The organism is Sphingomonas sp. (assembly GCF_035758555.1).
Classification (GTDB): domain Bacteria; phylum Pseudomonadota; class Alphaproteobacteria; order Sphingomonadales; family Sphingomonadaceae; genus Sphingomonas_B.
The window spans coordinates 1-17,225 of sequence record NZ_DASTXI010000094.1; the positions used below are offsets into that span (position 1 = coordinate 1).

19 protein-coding genes and 1 pseudogene are annotated in these 17,225 nt (G+C 67.9%); 9 read left to right on the forward strand and 11 right to left on the reverse strand.

Annotation, left to right across the window (positions count from 1 at the left end; genetic code table 11):
• The 4 genes and pseudogenes from VFT73_RS05660 to VFT73_RS05675 all read left to right on the forward strand — a co-directional run.
• Positions 1 to 1,274 (forward strand): annotated as a pseudogene (locus VFT73_RS05660) (phenylalanine--tRNA ligase subunit beta); the annotation flags it as partial.
• A 64-nt stretch (positions 1,275 to 1,338) separates the two neighbouring features.
• A complete protein-coding gene (locus VFT73_RS05665; RefSeq protein ID WP_414712798.1) occupies positions 1,339 to 2,763 on the forward strand; it encodes a S41 family peptidase in 1,425 nt (474 codons plus the stop codon).
• A 37-nt stretch (positions 2,764 to 2,800) separates the two neighbouring features.
• Entirely contained in the window at positions 2,801 to 3,217 is a 417-nt protein-coding gene (locus VFT73_RS05670; RefSeq protein WP_326409193.1) for an addiction module antidote protein, read from the forward strand.
• A 154-nt stretch (positions 3,218 to 3,371) separates the two neighbouring features.
• Positions 3,372 to 3,812, forward strand: coding sequence for a GtrA family protein (locus VFT73_RS05675; RefSeq protein WP_326409194.1), 441 nt, complete (start codon positions 3,372 to 3,374; stop codon positions 3,810 to 3,812).
• Positions 3,813 to 3,824: 12 nt separating this feature from the next.
• Here VFT73_RS05675 and VFT73_RS05680 read toward each other — a convergent pair whose 3' ends face one another.
• The gene (locus VFT73_RS05680) at positions 3,825 to 4,640 is read right to left on the reverse strand and encodes a formate/nitrite transporter family protein (RefSeq protein ID WP_326409195.1); all 816 of its coding nucleotides are present in this window, start codon (positions 4,638 to 4,640) and stop codon (positions 3,825 to 3,827) included.
• On the reverse strand, positions 4,633 to 5,586 hold the full coding sequence (locus VFT73_RS05685; RefSeq protein WP_326409196.1) for a mechanosensitive ion channel family protein: 954 nt from the start codon (positions 5,584 to 5,586) through the stop codon (positions 4,633 to 4,635). The genes VFT73_RS05680 and VFT73_RS05685 overlap by 8 nt, the downstream gene beginning before the upstream one ends.
• A gap of 68 nt (positions 5,587 to 5,654) precedes the next feature.
• Here VFT73_RS05685 and VFT73_RS05690 point away from each other — a divergent pair, with 68 nt between their 5' ends.
• On the forward strand, positions 5,655 to 6,035 hold the full coding sequence (locus VFT73_RS05690) for a DUF1622 domain-containing protein (protein WP_326409197.1): 381 nt from the start codon (positions 5,655 to 5,657) through the stop codon (positions 6,033 to 6,035).
• Between the two features lie 88 nt (positions 6,036 to 6,123).
• Here VFT73_RS05690 and VFT73_RS05695 read toward each other — a convergent pair whose 3' ends face one another.
• A complete protein-coding gene (locus VFT73_RS05695; RefSeq protein ID WP_326409198.1) occupies positions 6,124 to 8,505 on the reverse strand; it encodes a TonB-dependent receptor in 2,382 nt (793 codons plus the stop codon).
• A gap of 102 nt (positions 8,506 to 8,607) precedes the next feature.
• Between VFT73_RS05695 and VFT73_RS05700 the strand changes: the two genes are divergently transcribed.
• Positions 8,608 to 9,234, forward strand: a complete 627-nt coding sequence (locus tag VFT73_RS05700; RefSeq protein ID WP_326409199.1) for a TetR/AcrR family transcriptional regulator — start codon at positions 8,608 to 8,610, stop codon at positions 9,232 to 9,234.
• Here the strand turns inward: VFT73_RS05700 and metW are convergent.
• The 4 genes from metW to VFT73_RS05720 are packed head-to-tail and all read right to left on the reverse strand — an operon-like array spanning position 9,220 to position 12,500.
• Positions 9,220 to 9,807 (reverse strand): methionine biosynthesis protein MetW, encoded by a 588-nt coding sequence (gene metW, locus VFT73_RS05705; protein WP_326409200.1) that lies wholly within the window; start codon positions 9,805 to 9,807, stop codon positions 9,220 to 9,222. The two genes, VFT73_RS05700 and metW, sit on opposite strands and share 15 nt — an antisense overlap.
• Positions 9,804 to 10,913 (reverse strand): homoserine O-acetyltransferase MetX, encoded by a 1,110-nt coding sequence (gene metX, locus VFT73_RS05710; protein WP_326409201.1) that lies wholly within the window; start codon positions 10,911 to 10,913, stop codon positions 9,804 to 9,806. Before metX ends, metW begins: the two co-directional genes overlap by 4 nt.
• The gene (locus VFT73_RS05715; protein WP_326409202.1) at positions 10,910 to 11,296 is read right to left on the reverse strand and encodes a RidA family protein; all 387 of its coding nucleotides are present in this window, start codon (positions 11,294 to 11,296) and stop codon (positions 10,910 to 10,912) included. Before VFT73_RS05715 ends, metX begins: the two co-directional genes overlap by 4 nt.
• Before the next feature lies 1 nt (position 11,297).
• Positions 11,298 to 12,500, reverse strand: coding sequence for an alanine racemase (locus VFT73_RS05720; RefSeq protein WP_326409203.1), 1,203 nt, complete (start codon positions 12,498 to 12,500; stop codon positions 11,298 to 11,300).
• Between VFT73_RS05720 and hisC the strand changes: the two genes are divergently transcribed.
• Both hisC and VFT73_RS05730 read left to right on the forward strand, forming a co-directional pair.
• Positions 12,469 to 13,569: a histidinol-phosphate transaminase gene (gene hisC / locus VFT73_RS05725; RefSeq protein WP_326409204.1), complete on the forward strand. Its 1,101-nt coding sequence runs from the start codon at positions 12,469 to 12,471 to the stop codon at positions 13,567 to 13,569. The genes VFT73_RS05720 and hisC overlap by 32 nt on opposite strands.
• Positions 13,569 to 14,477 carry a prephenate/arogenate dehydrogenase family protein gene (locus VFT73_RS05730; protein ID WP_326409205.1) on the forward strand — a complete coding sequence of 303 codons (909 nt, stop codon included), beginning with the start codon at positions 13,569 to 13,571 and terminating at the stop codon, positions 14,475 to 14,477. The genes hisC and VFT73_RS05730 overlap by 1 nt, the downstream gene beginning before the upstream one ends.
• Here the strand turns inward: VFT73_RS05730 and VFT73_RS05735 are convergent, their stop codons facing one another.
• Positions 14,478 to 15,224 carry a peptidase gene (locus tag VFT73_RS05735; protein WP_326409206.1) on the reverse strand — a complete coding sequence of 249 codons (747 nt, stop codon included), beginning with the start codon at positions 15,222 to 15,224 and terminating at the stop codon, positions 14,478 to 14,480.
• Between the two features lie 102 nt (positions 15,225 to 15,326).
• On the opposite strand from VFT73_RS05735, the gene VFT73_RS05740 reads away from it, so the two are divergent.
• Entirely contained in the window at positions 15,327 to 15,482 is a 156-nt protein-coding gene (locus tag VFT73_RS05740; RefSeq protein WP_326409207.1) for a hypothetical protein, read from the forward strand.
• A gap of 53 nt (positions 15,483 to 15,535) precedes the next feature.
• Here VFT73_RS05740 and VFT73_RS05745 read toward each other — a convergent pair whose 3' ends face one another.
• The 3 genes from VFT73_RS05745 to VFT73_RS05755 form a co-directional block, all read right to left on the reverse strand.
• Complete coding sequence (locus VFT73_RS05745; RefSeq protein ID WP_326409208.1) at positions 15,536 to 16,210, reverse strand: lysophospholipid acyltransferase family protein; 675 nt, start codon at positions 16,208 to 16,210, stop codon at positions 15,536 to 15,538.
• Position 16,211: 1 nt separating this feature from the next.
• Positions 16,212 to 16,745: a YdcF family protein gene (locus VFT73_RS05750; RefSeq protein WP_326409209.1), complete on the reverse strand. Its 534-nt coding sequence runs from the start codon at positions 16,743 to 16,745 to the stop codon at positions 16,212 to 16,214.
• Positions 16,742 to 17,225 (reverse strand): FtsX-like permease family protein (locus VFT73_RS05755; protein ID WP_326409210.1); only part of this gene is annotated, 484 nt, incomplete at its 5' end. The genes VFT73_RS05755 and VFT73_RS05750, both read right to left, overlap by 4 nt.

Below are 17,225 nucleotides of genomic sequence, written 5' to 3' on the forward strand. Positions count from 1 at the left end.
CGGTCACGCGGGCCGGGCGGCCGCCGGTCGAGCGCAAGCAGCTCAGCTACGATCCGGGCCTGTGCCTGCGTCTCGGCGGGCTCGACGTGCCGGCCGACGAGCAGCGCGCGATCCTCGAGCGATTGGGGTTTGCTGTAGAACCGCTCGTCCCGAGCGAAGTCGAGGGGCGCGTCACAGGCTCGGAGCAACCCCCCTCGACTGCGCTCGGGACGAGCGGGCTTTCGGTGACCGTCCCCACCTGGCGGCGCGACGTGGATGGGCCGGCGGACCTGGTCGAGGAAGTCGTGCGGATCGCCGGTATCGACAAGGTGCCCTCGACGCCGTTGCCGCGCGCAGACGGCGTCGCGCGCCCGACCGCCACGCCCGAGCAGCTGATCGAGCGCCGCGTACGGCGCACCGCCGCCGCGCGCGGGCTGAACGAGGCCGTCACCTGGAGCTTCATTTCCGAGAAAGAGGCGGCGGCGCTGGGCGGCGGCGCCTGGAGGCTCGACAATCCGATCAGCGAGGACATGAAGGTGATGCGGCCGTCGCTGCTCGCGGGGCTCCTCGCCGCGGCGCAGCGCAACGCCGATCGTGGCGCCAAGTCGATCCGGCTGTTCGAGCTCGGCCGCCGCTATCTGAGCGACGCGGAGCGACCGACGGTCGGCTTCGTGCTCGCCGGCGACCGGGCGCCGCGCGACTGGCAGAGCGGCAAGGCGCAGCCGTTCGGCGCGTTCGACGCCAAGGCCGAAGCGCTGGCGCTGCTCGACGCAGCCGGCGCGCCCGTCGACAACCTGCAGGTGATGGGCGAAGCATCGGCCGCCTATCATCCGGGCCAGTCGGGCACGCTGCGGCTCGGGCCGAAGACAGTGCTCGCCGAGTTCGGTGCGCTGCACCCGTCGCTGGTGAAGACGTTCGCACTGGAAGGCGCCGTCGTTGCGGGCGAGATCTTCCTCGACGCAATTCCGGCGAAGCGCGCGAGCGGGCGCATCCGTCCGGCTTACACGCCGCCGGCGCTGCAGCCGGTCACCCGCGACTTCGCGTTCCTGGTGCCGGAGCAGCTGGCGGGCGGCGATCTGGTCCGCGCGGTCCGCGGTGCCGACAAGGCGCTGATCGCATCCGCACGGCTGTTCGACCTGTTCACCGGCGCCGGCGTGCCGGACGGGCAGAAGTCGCTGGCGATCGAGGTGACCCTGCAACCGACCGGCAAGACGCTGACCGACGAAGATCTGGCGGCAGTGTCGGCCAGGATCGTGGCGGCGGCAGCAAAGCTGGGAGCGACGCTCAGAACATAAGACAGGTTTGTTGAACCTCGTCGTTGGCGCTATAACCTGCTGATCCGGCGGGGAGTTTTGCGTGATTCGGCGTTGGCGGGATTTCGGCGCACTGCTCGCCCTGGCAGCGACGCTTGCCGGCTGCGGCGGTGGCGGCGGGTCGTCGGGCGGACCCATCGCGGCCGGGCCTTCGCCCACACCTGCGCCTAGCGCCGCCTGCTCGCTCGCCGCGCGCCAGAATTGGGCCTTCGGCGTGCTCAACGAATGGTATCTCTTCCCCGAGACATTGCCGGCGAGCCTCGATCCCGGCCCCTATGCGACCGTCGGCGACTATATCGATGCGCTGACCGCCACTGCCCGCGGGCAGGACCGCGACCGGTTCTTCACCTACCTGACCTCGATCAAGGAAGAGGACGCCTTCTACAATAGCGGATCGAGCGCCGGCTTCGGCTTCCGCCTGTCGACCGATGCGGCACAGCAGCGCGCGTTCGTGGCGGAGAGCTTCGAAGGCGGGCCGGCCTTTGCCGGCGGCATGGACCGGGGCGACGAAATCCTCGCCATCGGCGAGACGCCGGGCAGCCTCCGCCTCGTCTCCGACATCATCGCCGCGAGCGGCACCGGCGGCGTGTCGGATGCGCTCGGGCCCGCAACCGCCGGCGTGACGCGAACGCTGCGCCTCAGCGGCCCGTCGGGCACGCGCGAGATCACGATCACCAAGGCCGATTATGCGCTGCAGCCGGTCTCCAGCCGCTACGGCGCCAAGGTGATCGAAGAGGGCGGCCGCAAAGTCGGCTATCTCAATCTGCGCACTTTCATCACCACCGCCGATTCGCAGCTGAAGACCGCGTTCGGACAGTTTCGCGCGGCGGGCGTGACCGACGTGATCGTCGACCTGCGCTACAATGGCGGCGGGCTGGTAGAGACCGCGCAATTGCTGGGCGACCTGCTCGGCCGCGCGCGCTTCTCGTCGGAGGTGCAGAATCGCACCGTCTTCCGCCCGGAAAAGGCTTCGAGCAACGAAACCCGTTTCTTCCGCGCGCAGAGCCAGTCGGTCGCGCCGATGCGGATCGCGTTCATCGGGACCGGCGGCACCGCCTCGGCAAGCGAGCTCGCGATCAACTCGCAGCTTCCCTATTTCCGGCGGGACATGGCGCTGGTGGGGGCGAACACCTACGGGAAGCCGGTCGGGCAGATCGCGATCGACCGCAAGGAATGCGACGACCGGCTGCGCGTGATCGCGTTCGCGACGAAGAACGCGTCGGGCGGCGGCGACTACTACACGGGCCTGGCCGGCACCATCCCGGTCACCTGCCAGGCCGGCGACGATCTCGCCCACCCGCTCGGCGACCCGCGGGAGGCGTCGACCCGCCAAGCGCTGGATTTCATCGAAGGCAAGGCCTGCACGCCGATCCCGACCGGCCAGACCGGCCAGCGCCTCGCCGCCCGTCGCGAGCTGCTGCGGCCGGCACGGCCGAGCGCGGCGCAGCGGGAAGTGCCGGGCCTGTTCTGATCTTTCTGCTATTGCGACTTGATTGCAATAAAGGAGCATGCGACATGAAGCCATGCTTGCACAGCTGTTCGCCGCCCCGCCGCGCCTTGGCGATCTCGCTCCCGACGAAGCGGCGCTCGTGCGCGCAACGCGCAGCTGGGTGGTCGCGCAGCGGCATGGGCGCCGCTGCCCGCTCGACGCGGCCGCCACGCATCTCGGCACGCCCGCTGCGGCCCGTGCGCTGCACCTGCTGCTCGCCAGCGTCGGCGCGGCCTGGCCCGATCCGGTCGCGATCGCCCCGCCCTGCTGCGCCCATCTGACACACGACGAAGCGACTCTGCTCGGCATGGTGCTTGCGGCGCATCGCCATGGCCGGCCGGTGTTCGACGCGCTGCTGTGCGAAATGCTGGACGCAGACGCGCGCGACCGGCTGTTTGCGTCGGCGTCGCTGATGGGCCAGTCGATCGACAGCTGATACGGCTGGAGGCCGGCGGCCGGAACTGAAGCGGGTTCGAACAATTGACCGGAGACTCCGCTCGCGAGGCCAGTGATTTCCGGTGTTTTCGTCGTCGTCTTCTCAATCTGCCCGGCCTCGCGCCATTAGACGGCGCGATGGCGCCGGCCCGCGCATGACGGTGCCTGAGGGGGCTGCCCGGCCGGTCGGGCTGGTTGCGCGCCTGCTCTCGCGCAAGGCCGGCGCGATGCTGGTGCGCAACACTGTCGTCAGCTGTCTGGCATTCGCGTTCGATCTCGGCGCGCTATGGGCGCTGGTGCGCTGGGCGGGCCTCGGCAAGCTTGCAGCCGCCGCGATCGGCTTCGTCGCGGCGAACACGCTACATTATGCGCTGGGGCGCAGCTGGATTTTCCGCGGCACAGACCGCGGGCTGGCGAGCGGCTATCTCTATTTCCTCGCCAATGCTGCGATCGGCCTCGCCGTGACGATGGCGCTCTATGCCGCGTTCCTGCGCTTCACCTCGATCGACTATCTGGTCGCGCGGGTGATCGTGTCGGTGTTCGCCGGCCTGACGGTGTTCGTCCTGAACGCGGTTCTGAACTTCCGCCGCCTCTGACGCGCAGCGCCGTCAAATCTCCTGGCTGACCTGTGCGTGAGCGAGGACGGCGAACAGGCCGGTGCCGCCGATGACGTTGCCCGCCAGTGCCGGCAGCAGGAAGCCGCCGATCACCCAGCCGACGCTCGCATGGCCGGTCCACATCAGCAGAAACGCTTCGGCCGCGCCGGCGATCACATGCGCGAAGCCGCACAGGCTGATCGCCAGCGTCAGCACCAGCACGATGGAAAAGCCGGTCTCGTTGTTGGCCGAGCGGATCCAGGCGACCGAGGCCATGATGAAGCCGGCCGGGATCGCCTGCATCATCGTGTCGAAGGCGCCACGCTCCAGCAGCTTGCCGGCGACGGCGATCATGCCGTCCAGCATCGCATCCGATTGCACGTGCCCCTGCGCGGCCAGTGCCGAGACCGCCGCCGTCCCGACCAGATTGCCGGCGAACACGATCGCCCATAGCCGCGCGACGCGGCCCGCATTGCGGAGCGTCGACTCGCGCGCGAAGGGCAGGATCGCGACCACGGTCTGCTCGGTGAACAATTGCATCCGCCCCAGCACGACGATCAGGAAGCCGACCGGATAGCCGAACGCGACCACCGTCTCCCGCCACGGCGCCGGCGGCAGATGATGGTGCAGCGCGCCGCTGACGAACACCGACGCCATGATCGCGATGCCCGCCGCGACAGCCGACCAGAACAGCGACGATGCCGGCCGCTCCAGCTCCTCCTCGCCCTGCTTCGAGATCGAGGCATGGACGACCTTGGCCGGCGCGGGGCTGTTCTCCTCGACCTGCTCGCGCTCCTTGGGCGACAATTTCTCCGCCGGATCAGCCATGGTTCGGGCTCGCCGGTTCGAGCTTCAGCGGCGGCACGGCCGTGATTTCGTATGTCGCGGAGGCAATGCCGATGCCGGCCGCATCGAGCGCGGCGAGGATGTCCCGGCTCATCGCATCCTTGATCCCGCGGGTGCCGTGATCCGGCGTCAGGAAGCGGAGCGCGAGCTCCAGCCAATTGTCGGTGATGCGCCAATAGACGCGCGGGGCGATGTCGAGGCCCTTCAGGTTGTAGAGGCGCTCCAGCTCGTCGAGCCGGTTTTGGTCGAGCCGGTCCGGCGTCAGCGCATGCGCCCTGGCGGCGTCGAGCAAAATGCGCTCGGCCGCGGCGCGGTCGTCGGGGTAGCGGACCGGCAGCCGGATCTCGTCCCACAGATACGGGAAATGATGGGTGTAGTTATAGACCGGCTCGTCGAAAATCTTGTCGTTGGTAACCGTGACGATGCGGCCGGTGAACTGGCGGCTGTGCACCCAGACCGCCGGCGCCGCGTCCTGCACGGGCGGCGGCTCGCCCATCTCCATGATCTTGGTCTGCATGAAGGAGAGCGCGATCACGTCGCCGCGCACGCCTCCCATCACGATCCGGTCGCCGACATTGAACGTCTTGCCGCGCAGGATCACGAAATAGCCGGCGACGGCGGTGATGACGCGTTGCAGCGCGAAGGCCACGCCTGCGGTCACCAGGCCGAACACCGTGCTCAGATGCGCAGGGTTGTCGAACCAGATCGAGATCAGGCCCAGCAGCAGCGCCGCCGCGAGGAACAGCGCGAGGCCCTGACGGCTCCAGAAGCGGAAGCGCGGGCTGTCGACCGAATGGCCGATCCAGCCGAGCAGCGCGCGCACCACCGCCCCGATCGCCCAGATGCCCAGCACGAAGGCGAGCGTCAGCAGCAATTTGTGCCCGGTCGCGGCATTCGCGCCGATCAGATGGACGCCGAACAGCTCCATGGCGGCGGCAACCGGCAGGCGGCGATCGGGTTCCGGAACTCCGAACGGCGGACACCGGTTGTCGGGCCGTGTCCGACGCTCATGCCATCATCGAACAGCTTGCCAAGCTGCTGGAAATCGCAGGCGTCGCCATCATCCTGGGCGGCGTGGTGCTGGCGTCCGCGATCTTCGTGCGCGCGGGGCTGGCCTCACGGAACTGGCGGCTGAGCTACGAACAATATCGCGCCAATCTGGGCCGCGGCATCCTGCTGGGGCTGGAGCTGCTGGTGGGCGCCGACATCATCGGTACGATCACGGCGCCGCTCAGCTTCGAAAGCGTCGGGCTGCTCGCGATCATCGTGATGATCCGGACCTTCCTGAGCTTCTCGCTCGAGACCGAGATCGAGGGCTGCTGGCCGTGGGAGCGGGCGGCGCGAAAGGCCGAAGGCGAGACCGATCGGAGCCGGTAGTGAATGGGTGGGCCGTTCCTGTGGGAAGGGGAGAGGTCGGAACGGGCCCACCCGCCCCTCCCGCAGGAGAGGCGGGAGGGGAAAGAGATCAGAACTTCACGCCGAAGCTGGCGAAGACCTGGCGGGGATTGCCGTAGAAGGTGGTCACCACGCCTTCCTTGCCGAGGCTTGGGATCACCTGCCCCTGCGCAGTGCGTAGCGGCACTGCCGTTACCGGGTCGGTCGCCAAGAACTGATAGCCTGACGTGATGTACTGCTTGTCGAGAATGTTCTTGGCGTGCAGCCCGATCGTGTAGCGCTGATCTTCGCTGGTCCAGACGATAGAGGCGTCCCAGAGCGCGTAGCCGGGCTGGTCGAGGAACGGGCTCGGGGATTCGAATTGGAACGTTTTCGACCGGTACGACACCGTCGTCGACGCGTCGATCGAGCCGGTGCCGATCGGCACGTCATAGTCGAGCGTGCCCGACAGCGTCCATTTCGGCGTGTTCTGGATGCGGCGGAAATCGGCGACGTCGACCGGACCCTTGCCGGGGACGTTGGTGACGAACTGGTCGTATTGCGCGTCGATGTAACCGAGCGTGCCGGAGAAATTCAGCCGGTCGCCGCTGACGCCGAAATCGCGGGCGAGGATCGCCTGGGTCTCGAACTCGACGCCCTTGAATGTGGCCTTGCCGGCATTGGTGGTCACGCCGACGAAGGTCGGCACGCCGTTGATCACCGCACCGACCGATCCCGGCACCTGCACGTCCTTATAGTCGGCATAGAAGCCGGCCAGCGCGAAACGGAGACGGTTGTCGAGAACCGATCCCTTCCAGCCGATTTCGTAGCTGTCGACCTTCTCCGGGTCGAACAGGAAATAGTCGAAGATTTCTGCCGGATCGCGCACGCCGTCGCCGTTGATGTCGGGCGCTGCGGTCGAGAGGCCGCGGGGATCAAAGCCGCCGCCTTTGAAGCCCTTCGAATAGCTGGCGTAAAGCGTGTGGTTCTCGGTCGGCTTGAAGCTGACCGAGGCGCGCGGCGTGAATTCCTTGAAGGTCTTCTCGCCCTCGAAATTCGACGTGAGCGCGCCGAACTGAACACCGCCGCCGCCGAGTGCCGGCGACGCGCCGCCGATCAGGTTCTTGCGGATCACGATCGCGTGGCGCTTGTCTTCGGTATAGCGACCGCCCAGCGAGACCGCGAACTGATCGGTGAAGTTGTAGGTGAAATCGCCGAAGACCGCCCAGGTCTTGGTGCGCACGTCCCCGAAAGTGGATGCAGTGAAGCCGGGCAAGCCGAGAGGAACGCCGGTCGTGTCCAGTACGACGTCGAAGATGTTCCCGGCGCGGGCATCGAGATAGTAGAAGCCGGCGACGCCCTGCAGCTTGTCGCTTTCGTACACGGCCTGGAATTCCTCCGACCATTGGCGGTTCTGGTAGATCGCCGGCACGTCGACGTCGGCGGCGGGCAACGCGTCGAAATCGATCGGAGTGGCGCTGCGGTCCTTGCGCCAGGCGAGGATGTTCTTGAACGTCAGCGTGTCGGTCGCCGCCCATTCGAGCCGCCCGGCGACGCCGTACGCCTTGACGTCCTGGTGCGGCGTGTCGAGTCCGGCGCGGGTGTCATAAACGTCGTCCAGCACCGGCGCGCCGCTCTGCAGGCCCGGGATCAGCCGGTGGCCGTTGCGCGGGTTCGACCTGTCGTGGGTATAATCGCCGCTCAGGCGGAAAAAGACGGTGTCGTGGCTGCCGGCTTCCGCGGTGAAGCGGGCGGCCCACACGTCCTTGTTGTAGTTCTCAAGGCCGTTGGTGAGGTTGTCGCCGAAGCCACCGCGGCTGAGCCGGGCGACCGACCCGCCGATACGGAAATCCTGGGTCAGCGGAATGCTGCCGGTCGCAACCAGATCGGCTTGATCATATTCGCCCAGATTACCGCGGATGCTCAGTTCCGCATCGTCCGGATTGAGGTTCTTCGTGACGTATTTGATCGCGCCGCCGATCGTGTTGCGGCCGTAAAGCGTCCCCTGCGGCCCGCGCAGCACCTCGATCCGCTGCAGGTCGTAGATGTCGAGCACGGCCGCCTGCGGGCGGTTCAGATAAACGTCGTCGAGGTAGAGGCCGACGCCCGCTTCGAAGCCGGCGACCGGGTCCTGCTGGCCGACGCCGCGGATGAAGGCGGTCAGCGTCGAGTTGGTACCGCGGCTGGTCTCGACCGTGATGTTCGGCGTCGTGTCCGCAATGTCGGTGATGTCGATCGCGCCCTGGCGCTGGAGCCCGTCTCCGGTGAACGCCGTGATCGCGACCGGCACGTCGAGCAGGTTTTCCTCGCGGCGGCGCGCGGTCACGACGATGTCGAGGTCGCCGGCGGTCGAATCTTCAGCTGCGGCCTGCGCGGGCGCGGACGGGGCTTCCTGCGCAAATGCCGGCATCGCCGTCAAAGCCGCAGCGGCAACACCCACATTGAACAGCGCGCGCGTCGAAATCCTGATCATCTTTTCCCTCCCCACGGGGCAGCCCTCCCTATGGCTTGTGCCCGTCGTCGCGGCGGCTATACTGAAACCTGAACCGGGTTTCAACTTCGGTCAGGAGCGGGGATGCGAAAAGCGCCGGATAGTAGCAGCGCTGCAACAGCCGGAACCAAGCAGCCGCGCACCGAGCGGGGGCGGCGGACGCTGCGCGCGATCCTCGATGCTGCGGCCACGGAGTTCGGCGATCGCGGCTTTCACGAAACCGGCATCATCCAGATCACGCAGCGCGCCGGCGTCGCACTCGGCACGTTCTACACCTATTTCGATTCGAAGGAGGACGTGTTCCGCGCGCTGGTGCGGGACTTTTCCGACACCGTTCGCGAAGGCGCGGGCCGGGCGCTCGCCGAAGCGACGGACCAGATCGACGCGGAGCGGCGCGGCCTCGACTGGTTCCTGCACTTCGCCCGCGAACACAAGGAAATCTACCGGATCATCGACCAGGCCGAATTCGTCGACCAGGACAGCTTCCGCTTCCACTATGAAAGCACGGTCGCGCGCATCCGCAAGCGGCTGGAAGCGGCGGCGGAACGCGGCGAAGTGCGCGCCGATGTCGGCGAGATCCACGCCTGGGCGATCGGCGGCATGAACGTGTTCCTGGGCCTGCGCTACGGCGTGTGGAGCGACAAGGAAGACCTGTCGGAGATCGCCCGTATCGCGAACGACTTCGTCGCGAACGGGCTAGCGCCGAAGTAGAAAGACCGCGTGTTCGGCGCGGAAATTCGCCGCGGCAGCGCTGGTCAGCCTGTCGCCCGACAGGAACCAGGCGCCTTCGACGATCAGGCCCCGATCGCGCACGAATTCGCGGAAATCGTCGACCGTGGTGTGGTGGATGTTGGGCGTCTCGTACCATTCCAGCGGCAGCAGGCGCGTCACCGGCATCCGCCCGCCCCAGAGCAGCGACAGCCGCACCCGCCAATGCGCGAAGTTCGGAAAGGACACGAACGCCTTGCGCCCGATCCGGAGCAGCTGATCCAGCACCTGATCCGGGCGGCGCGTCGTCTGCAGCGTCTGGCTAAGGATCGCATAGTCGAACGCGTCCGCCGGATAGTCGGCGAGATCGACATCGGCATCGCCCTGGATCACCGACAGGCCACGCGCCACTGCTGCTGCGACATTGGCGGGATCGAGCTCCAGCCCGCGGGCGTCGACGTCCCGCCCGTCCCGCAGCGCCGCCATCAGCGCACCGTCGCCGCAGCCGATATCGAGCACGCGCGTGCCTGGGGCCACATTCGCAGCGATGATGGCGAGGTCGGGGCGAAGCGTCATCGAACCCCCAGAAAGCCGCTGATCACCCGGTCCATTCCCGGATGCTCCAGCAGGAAGGCGTCGTGGCCGAACGGGCTGGACAACTCGACGAAGCTGACCGGCGCGCCGGCCGCGTTCAGCGCATGGACGATCGCGCGCGATTCTCGCGTCGGATACAGCCAGTCGCTGTCGAAGCTGATCAGGCAGAAGCGGGTGTCGGAGCCCCGGAACGCTGCCGCGAGGCTGCCGCCATGTTCCTCGGCGATGTCGAGATAATCCATCGCGCGGGTGATATAGAGGTAGGAATTGGCGTCGAACCGGTCGGTGAAGCTGATCCCCTGATGCCGCAGATAGCTTTCGACCTGAAAATCCGCGTCGAAGCCGAAGCTCTTGGCCTCGCGCGCCTGCAGGCGGCGCCCGAATTTCTCGGTCAGCCCCGCTTCGGACAAATAGGTTATGTGCGCGGCCATCCGCGCGACGGCAAGGCCGGCGGCGGGCGGCTCCGCGCCATAATAATTCCCGCCGCGCCAGTTCGGGTCCGCCATGATCGCCTGCCGGCCGACTTCGTGGAAGGCGATGTTCTGCGCGGAGTGGCGTGCTGACGACGCGATCACCAGCGCCGCCTCGACCCGTTCGGGACAAGTCGCTGCCCATTGGAGCGCCTGCATGCCACCCATCGACCCGCCGACCACGGCCTTCAGCCGTGCGATGCCGAGATGGTCGAGCAAAGCCGCCTGCGCGCGCACCATGTCGCGAACCGTGATGACCGGAAAGCGCATCGCGAACGGCTCGCCGGTCGCCGGATCGGTGCTCGCCGGCCCGCTCGATCCCATGCAGGAGCCGAGCACGTTCGCGCAGATGACGAGGTGCCGGTCGGTATCGATCGGCTTGCCGGGCCCGACGACGCGCTGCCACCAGCCGGACTTGCCGGTGCGCGGATGGGGCGAGGCGACATGCTGGTCGCCGGTCAGCGCGTGGCAGATCAGGATGGCGTTCGAGGCGACGTCATCGAGGATGCCGTAGGTCTCATAGGCGATCTCGACTTCCGGCAGCGATGCACCGCCATCCAGCATAAGCGGCGCGGCCAGGCGAGCCTGCCGGTTGAGGCCGAAGCGCGCGTCCGTCATCGCGCCGCGATCGCCTCCACTTCGACCAGATAGCCATGATGAAGCGGCGGGACGGGCACGACGGCGCGGGCGGGACGGGCGTCGCCGAACAACTCCGCGAAAACGCGATTGAAAGCGGGCCAATTGTCCATGCCCACCACATAGGCGGTGACCTTGAGCACCCGCTCCGGCGACGATCCCGCCGCCCGCACAACTGCAAGCAGGTTGCCCAGCGCGCGGCGCGCCTGTTCCTCGAACGAAGCCGCCGGATCATGCGTGCCGTCGGCCAGCACCGGCAATTGACCGGAGACGAACACGAGAACGCCGAATGCCGTCGCCGCCGAATAATGGCCGCCGGGCGGGGCCGTTTCGGGCGATTGGATCCGTTCGACGCGATCGGCCATCTCACCAGCCTCCAAAACGCGGCCAGACCTGAAGGGCGTCCTCCCCTCCGTCCAGCACGTGATAGCGGTCGTGCTGGGCAGCGGTCGCGCAGGCGTGGTTCGGCAGGATGCGGAGCAGCGTGCCGATCGGGAAGCGGGTGAGGTCAAGCGGGCGGCCGTGACGGTCCGCGACGATGCCATGTTCCTGGTTCGCGGAGATGACGATCAGGTCATCATGGCCGCTGACCAGGCCATAGCCCTGATCGATGGCATGGGTCTGGGTGCCACGGTCACGCGACAGCGCCATCCAGCCCGCGTCGGTGATCAGCCAGCCACGCTCCGGCTGGTGTCCGATCACGCTCGCCGCGACCGAGATCGCGATATCGTCGACCGCGCAGACGCCCAGGCCCGCCATCACCAGATCCTGGAACACATAGACGCCGGTGCGGACCTCGGTGACGCCGGTCAGGTCGCGCGCGAACAGGGCAGTGGGCGTCGAGCCGACGCTGACCACCGGGCAAGCGAAACCCGCCGCGCGCAGAGCCTCGGCGGCGCGGACCGTGCCCGATCGCTCCAGCTCGGCATGCGCGGCGATCCGATCGGCGCCGGGCGCATCGTAGGAACCGCCGCCATGCGTCATCACGCCGCGCAGCTCGGCCCCGTCCGCGAGCCGGCTGGCGATCGCGGTCAGCAGCCCAACATCGTCTGGCGCCACGCCGGCGCGGTGACGGTCGCTGTCGATTTCGATCAGGACCGGCAGCGTCAGTCCCTCGGCCCGCGCGAACGCCGCCACTGCCTCTGCCGCGGCGACGCTGTCGAGGATCAGCGAGAGGTCGGCGCCGCGCCGGGTCAGCGCCGCGACGTGCGGCAGCTTGTTCGGCGCGATGCCGACCGCATAGAGAATGTCGCGAAACCCGGCGGCGAAAAACTGGTCCGCTTCCTTCAGCGTCGAGACCGTCACGCCGCCCGGCCAGCCCTCGATCATTGCCCGCGCCGCCTCGACCGATTTCCCCGTCTTCAGATGCGGGCGGAGCGCGACGCCGTGGCGCGCCATCGCCGCGTTCATCCGGGCGATGTTGGCGCGCATCTTCGCGGCATCGAGCAGCAGGGCGGGCGTTTCCAGATCGGCGAGGCGCATATGCGTCCTTATCGGTGCGCTTGCGTCGACGGCAATCTCCTTTAGACGCCCGGCCATGCTCGCGCCTGTGCCAAAGCCCTGGATCATGGACATCGCGCCTTATGTGCCGGGCCGCGCGACCACCGACGACGGCCGCAAGGTCGTGAAGCTTTCGTCCAACGAGAATGCGCTCGGCACCAGCGAAGCGGCGCGCCGGACCTTCGCTTCGGCAGCGACCAGCCTGGAGCGTTATCCCGATGCGAGCGGCACGATCGTGCGCGAAGCCATCGCGGACATGCACGGGCTCGATCCGGCGCGCGTGATCTACGGCAACGGCTCCGACGAAATCCTGCACCTCGCGGCCGGCGCGTTCGCCGGGCCGGGCGACGAGGTGATCTTCGTACGCTACGGCTTCTCGGTCTACGAGATCGCAGCTCGCCGCGTGGGCGCGGTGCCGGTGGTCGCGCCCGACAAGGATTATGCGACCGACGTCGACGCGATCCTTGCTTGCGTGACGGACAAGACGCGGATCGTCTATATCGCCAACCCGAACAACCCGACTGGCACCTACACGTCGCGCGAGGAAATCGCCCGGTTGCACGCGAGCCTGCCCGGCGACGTGCTGCTGGTGCTCGACCACGCCTATTCGGAATATCTGGACGCGGGCGAGGATGACGGCGGGCTGAAGCTGGCCATGACTGCGGCCAACGTGCTCGTCACGCGCACTTTCTCCAAAATCTATGGCCTCGCTGCGGAGCGGATCGGCTGGGGCTATGCGTCGGCGGAAATTGTCGAGGCGCTGCACCGCATCCGCCTGCCGTTCAACATCACGATCGCCGGCCAGCACGCTGCCGTGGCTGCGCTTAACGACACCGCATTTGTCGAACATTCCCGCACCCATAATGCGAGATGGCGCGGCTGGTTCGCCGAGCAGATCGCCGGGCTGGGCAATGCCGGCATCCGAGCGGTGCCGAGCAAGGCCAATTTCCTGCTGGTGCTGTTCGAAGGCCGGCTGACCGCGGAAGCCGCCTACAAGGGCCTGATGGACGCCGGCTACATCACCCGCTGGCTGCCGGGCCAGCAGCTCGGCCACGGGCTGCGCATCACCATCGGTACCGAAGACGACATGCGCGGGGTCGCCGCCGCGCTGCGCCGTCTTGTCGAGCAGGCCGGCTGATGCTGCCCTTCGCGCGCGTCTCGATCATCGGGCTGGGGCTGATCGGCTCGTCGGTCGCGCGCGCGGTCCGCCAGCACATGCCGACCGTGCGGCTGACCGGCCATGATGCCGACCCGCAGGTGCGCAGCGTCGCCGACCGGCTGCAGCTGTGCGACGACATCGCCGACACCGCCGGCGCCGCCGTCACCGACGCCGATCTGGTGCTGCTCTGCGTGCCGGTCGGCGCGATGGCGGCCGCAGCGCTGGACATCGCGGCAGACCTGCCGCCCGACGCGATCGTCAGCGACGTCGGCTCGTCCAAGGCCGGCGTCGCGGCCGCACTCCGCACGGCGCTCCCGAACGCGCAGATCGTCCCCGCCCATCCGGTAGCCGGCACCGAAAACAGCGGGCCCGAGGCGGGTTTCGCCAGCCTGTTCCACGGCCGCTGGTGCATCCTGACGCCGGTCGAGGGCACCGATCCCGCCGTCGTCGCACGGGTCGAGGCGTTCTGGCAGGCGCTCGGCGCAAACGTCGAGACAATGACGCCCGAGCATCATGACCTGGTGCTCGCCGTCACCAGCCACCTGCCGCATTTAATCGCTTATACGATCGTCGGCACCGCCTCCGATCTGGAGCAAGTCACGCGGTCCGAAGTCATCAAATATTCGGCCGGCGGTTTCCGCGACTTCACGCGCATCGCCGCGTCCGACCCGACGATGTGGCGCGACGTGTTCCTGGCCAACAAGGATGCGGTGCTGGAGATGCTGCAGCGCTTCAGCGAGGATCTGACCGCGCTGCAGCGCGCGATCCGCTGGGGCGACGGCGACGCGCTGTTCGACCTGTTCACCCGCACCCGCGCGATCCGCCGCTCGATCGTCGAGCAGGGCCAGGACGAAGCGCGCCCCGATTTCGGCCGCTCCCACGAATAGTCATTCGTCCATCCAGGGCGGGCTCGGCAGTCCGGTGGCGGCGTCATAGATCAGCTCGGCCCAGCGCTCGGCCAGCTCCTCGAAATAGCGGTCGTCGCGCTCGATCCGGCGGCTGGCCACCGCGTGCTCGATGCCGGCGGGCAGCACCAGCAGGTCGATCGGCATGGCGACGCCCAGGTTCGACTTCATCGTGCTGTCGAACGACAGACAGGCGATCTTCACCGCCTCGGGCAATGGCGTTTCGTGGCGCAGCGCGCGGTCGAGGATCGGCCGCCCGTATTTGGTCTCGCCGATCTGCAGGAACGGCACGTCGGCCGTGCATTCGATGAAATTGCCGATGCTGTACACCAGGAACAGCTTCAGCGGCCCCTCGCCCACCCGGCCGCCGACCAGGAGCTCGACGCTGGCATCGATGTGGGAGCGCTCCAGTGCCTCGCCCACCGTCGCACCGACGCGCTCCACCGCCTCCCCGACCAGCTGGGCGACGCGAAACATCGTCGGCGCTTCGCTGAGGCAGCGGCGATGCTCGCCCGTTTCGGCGGCGAGCTGGTCCTCCTGCAGCAGGCTGATCACCGACTGGCTGACCGAAAGACTGCCGGCGGTTGCCGCGAAGATCTGGCGGTCGGGTCCGTCCGCCAGCACGTGCAGCTTTCGGAACGTCGAGAAATTGTCGATCCCGGCGTTGGTGCGCGTGTCGGCCATCAGGACCAGGCCGGATTCGAGCAGCATGCCCAGGCAATAGGTCATCGGCGATCCTCCTCGGCTGGTCGATTTTCCGAAACCGCGCTGACGGGCAATGCGTTCCTACGGCCGCGTCCCAAGGCGCAGCACTGGGTAAGGAGCCCGACCATGCAGAACAAGAACAACGACCGCGACCGCAATCGCCAGCAAGGCGGTGCTAACAGCGATCGCAACCGCCAGCAGCAACAGCAAGGCAGCGGCGACAAGCGCCAGCACGGCGGCAGCAGCGGCCAGCGCGGCGGACAAAACCGCAGCGACCGCTAGGCGGTTTGCCTGAAATCAAACGGCCGGCTCCTCGCGAGCCGGCCGTTTTTCGTTCAGCCGTTCAGCGCATTGATGGCGGCGTGGACGCGCGCTTCGACTTCGTCGCGCGGCAGGCCGGGCGGGATCGTCTCGCCGACCCGGAAGGTGACGGTGCCGGAACGCTTCGGCCCGTTCTTGGGCAGCAGCCGGCCGCTGTCACAGGCGATCGGCACCAGCGGCAGGCCCAGGATCCGATAGAGGCCGGACATGCCCGATTTCAGCGGCGGCCTTTGCCCGTGCGGCACGCGCGTGCCTTCGGGAAAGATAAGGATCGGCCGATCTTCGGCGATCAGCTCCTTCGCCTCGGCGAGCATCGCGCGGAGCGACTTTGCTCCTGCCTCGCGCTCGACGACGATCCCGCCATAGCGCTGGCAGGCGCGGCCCCAGATCGGGATGTCCATCAGCTCGCGCTTGAACACGGGCGCCGGCCGGTCGAGGAACAGCAGCGCCTCGATCGTCTCGTACATGGCCTCATGCTTCATCGCGATCAGCGCGGGGCCGGGCGGCACTTCGCCTTCCAGCCGCCAGCGCACGCCGAGCAAGGTTCGGGCGCACCAATCGTGAAAGCGCGCCCAACGGTGGACGTGACGCGTGAGCGGCTCCCGCCCCGCCAGCGCGAACAGCGGCGCCAGCAGCACGAACCCGACACTCACGGGATAGAACACCGCCTTGAAGAACAGGCCGCGCATCTCAATAGCCGGCCAAAGCTGCGACGCGGCGCAGCAGATATTTGTGATATTCGGTCAGCAGCACCTTCAAATCGGGCTCGCTGTGCACCGCGTCGGTGACGATCGTCACATGCTCGGGCAGCGCCTCGCGCAGCTCGAACCGCGCGCGCCGCATGTGCCAGTCAGTCGTGACGAGGCGGATGCTGCGGTAATGATGCTTTTCGATCCAGTCGGCGGACTCGGCGGCGTTGGAGCGAGTGTCGACGGCTTCGTGCCCGAGGTCGATGCAGCAATCGAACAGCGCGCGCGGCGGCTGGAACATCTTCAGGAAATCGCGCCGGGCGACCTCCATATTCACGCCCGACACCAGCATCCGCTTCGCCTTGCCTTCCCGCATCAGCGTCAGCCCGCGCTCGATGCGATTGGGCCCTCCGGTCAGAACGATGATGCCGTCGGTGCGCCGGTCGCCCGCGGCGGGGCGCGGCAGCAGCCCGACGAAGAAGACGAACCCGATCACCCAGACCAGGATCAAGGCGGACACAAGACGCCGGATCACAGGATGCGCCTCAACGCCCGTTCGACCGTCAGCCGGGCGGCGGCCGTCGCCAGTAGCGCGCCCGCCATCGGCACGGCCACCAGCGCGAGCCACGCCGCCGGTTCCAGCCGGACGGAGCCGACCAGCTCCGACCCAACCGCGCCGATCCGCCCGGCGAGCAGAGTCAGCACGAGCGCCCCGGCCGCAAAACCGAGCCCGCCGCCGAACAATGCGTCGAGTGCGATGCGGCGTTGGAACAGCCGCGCGATCTGGACATCGGTCGCACCCAGCAGGTGCAGCACGTCGATCGTCTCTCGGTGGGTGTTGAGCGCGGCGCGCGCGGCGAGCACGACGCAGGCGGCGGTCGCGATCGCCATCAGCAGCACCAGCAGCCCGGCCAGCCAGCGCAACGCGCCGACCAGGTCGCGCAACGGCGCCAGTGCCTGGGCGTGCGCGTCGATCCGGGCCGACGGCGCGACACGCGCGACCGCTGCCTTCAGG

What these genes read in the sequence shown, in the direction of transcription:
- VFT73_RS05675 (WP_326409194.1), top strand. Translation starts at nt 3,372, where the DNA reads ATGACGGTGCCTGAGGGGGCTGCCCGGCCGGTCGGGCTGGTTGCGCGC.
- VFT73_RS05735 (WP_326409206.1), bottom strand. Translation starts at nt 15,224, where the DNA reads ATGACCTATTGCCTGGGCATGCTGCTCGAATCCGGCCTGGTCCTGATG.
- VFT73_RS05680 (WP_326409195.1), bottom strand. Translation starts at nt 4,640, where the DNA reads ATGGCTGATCCGGCGGAGAAATTGTCGCCCAAGGAGCGCGAGCAGGTC.
- hisC (WP_326409204.1), top strand. Translation starts at nt 12,469, where the DNA reads ATGCTCGCGCCTGTGCCAAAGCCCTGGATCATGGACATCGCGCCTTAT.
- metX (WP_326409201.1), bottom strand. Translation starts at nt 10,913, where the DNA reads ATGACGGACGCGCGCTTCGGCCTCAACCGGCAGGCTCGCCTGGCCGCG.
- metW (WP_326409200.1), bottom strand. Translation starts at nt 9,807, where the DNA reads ATGACGCTTCGCCCCGACCTCGCCATCATCGCTGCGAATGTGGCCCCA.
- VFT73_RS05720 (WP_326409203.1), bottom strand. Translation starts at nt 12,500, where the DNA reads ATGATCCAGGGCTTTGGCACAGGCGCGAGCATGGCCGGGCGTCTAAAG.
- VFT73_RS05745 (WP_326409208.1), bottom strand. Translation starts at nt 16,210, where the DNA reads ATGCGCGGCCTGTTCTTCAAGGCGGTGTTCTATCCCGTGAGTGTCGGG.
- VFT73_RS05715 (WP_326409202.1), bottom strand. Translation starts at nt 11,296, where the DNA reads ATGGCCGATCGCGTCGAACGGATCCAATCGCCCGAAACGGCCCCGCCC.
- VFT73_RS05670 (WP_326409193.1), top strand. Translation starts at nt 2,801, where the DNA reads ATGCGACATGAAGCCATGCTTGCACAGCTGTTCGCCGCCCCGCCGCGC.
- VFT73_RS05695 (WP_326409198.1), bottom strand. Translation starts at nt 8,505, where the DNA reads ATGATCAGGATTTCGACGCGCGCGCTGTTCAATGTGGGTGTTGCCGCT.
- VFT73_RS05700 (WP_326409199.1), top strand. Translation starts at nt 8,608, where the DNA reads ATGCGAAAAGCGCCGGATAGTAGCAGCGCTGCAACAGCCGGAACCAAG.
- VFT73_RS05740 (WP_326409207.1), top strand. Translation starts at nt 15,327, where the DNA reads ATGCAGAACAAGAACAACGACCGCGACCGCAATCGCCAGCAAGGCGGT.
- VFT73_RS05730 (WP_326409205.1), top strand. Translation starts at nt 13,569, where the DNA reads ATGCTGCCCTTCGCGCGCGTCTCGATCATCGGGCTGGGGCTGATCGGC.
- VFT73_RS05685 (WP_326409196.1), bottom strand. Translation starts at nt 5,586, where the DNA reads ATGGAGCTGTTCGGCGTCCATCTGATCGGCGCGAATGCCGCGACCGGG.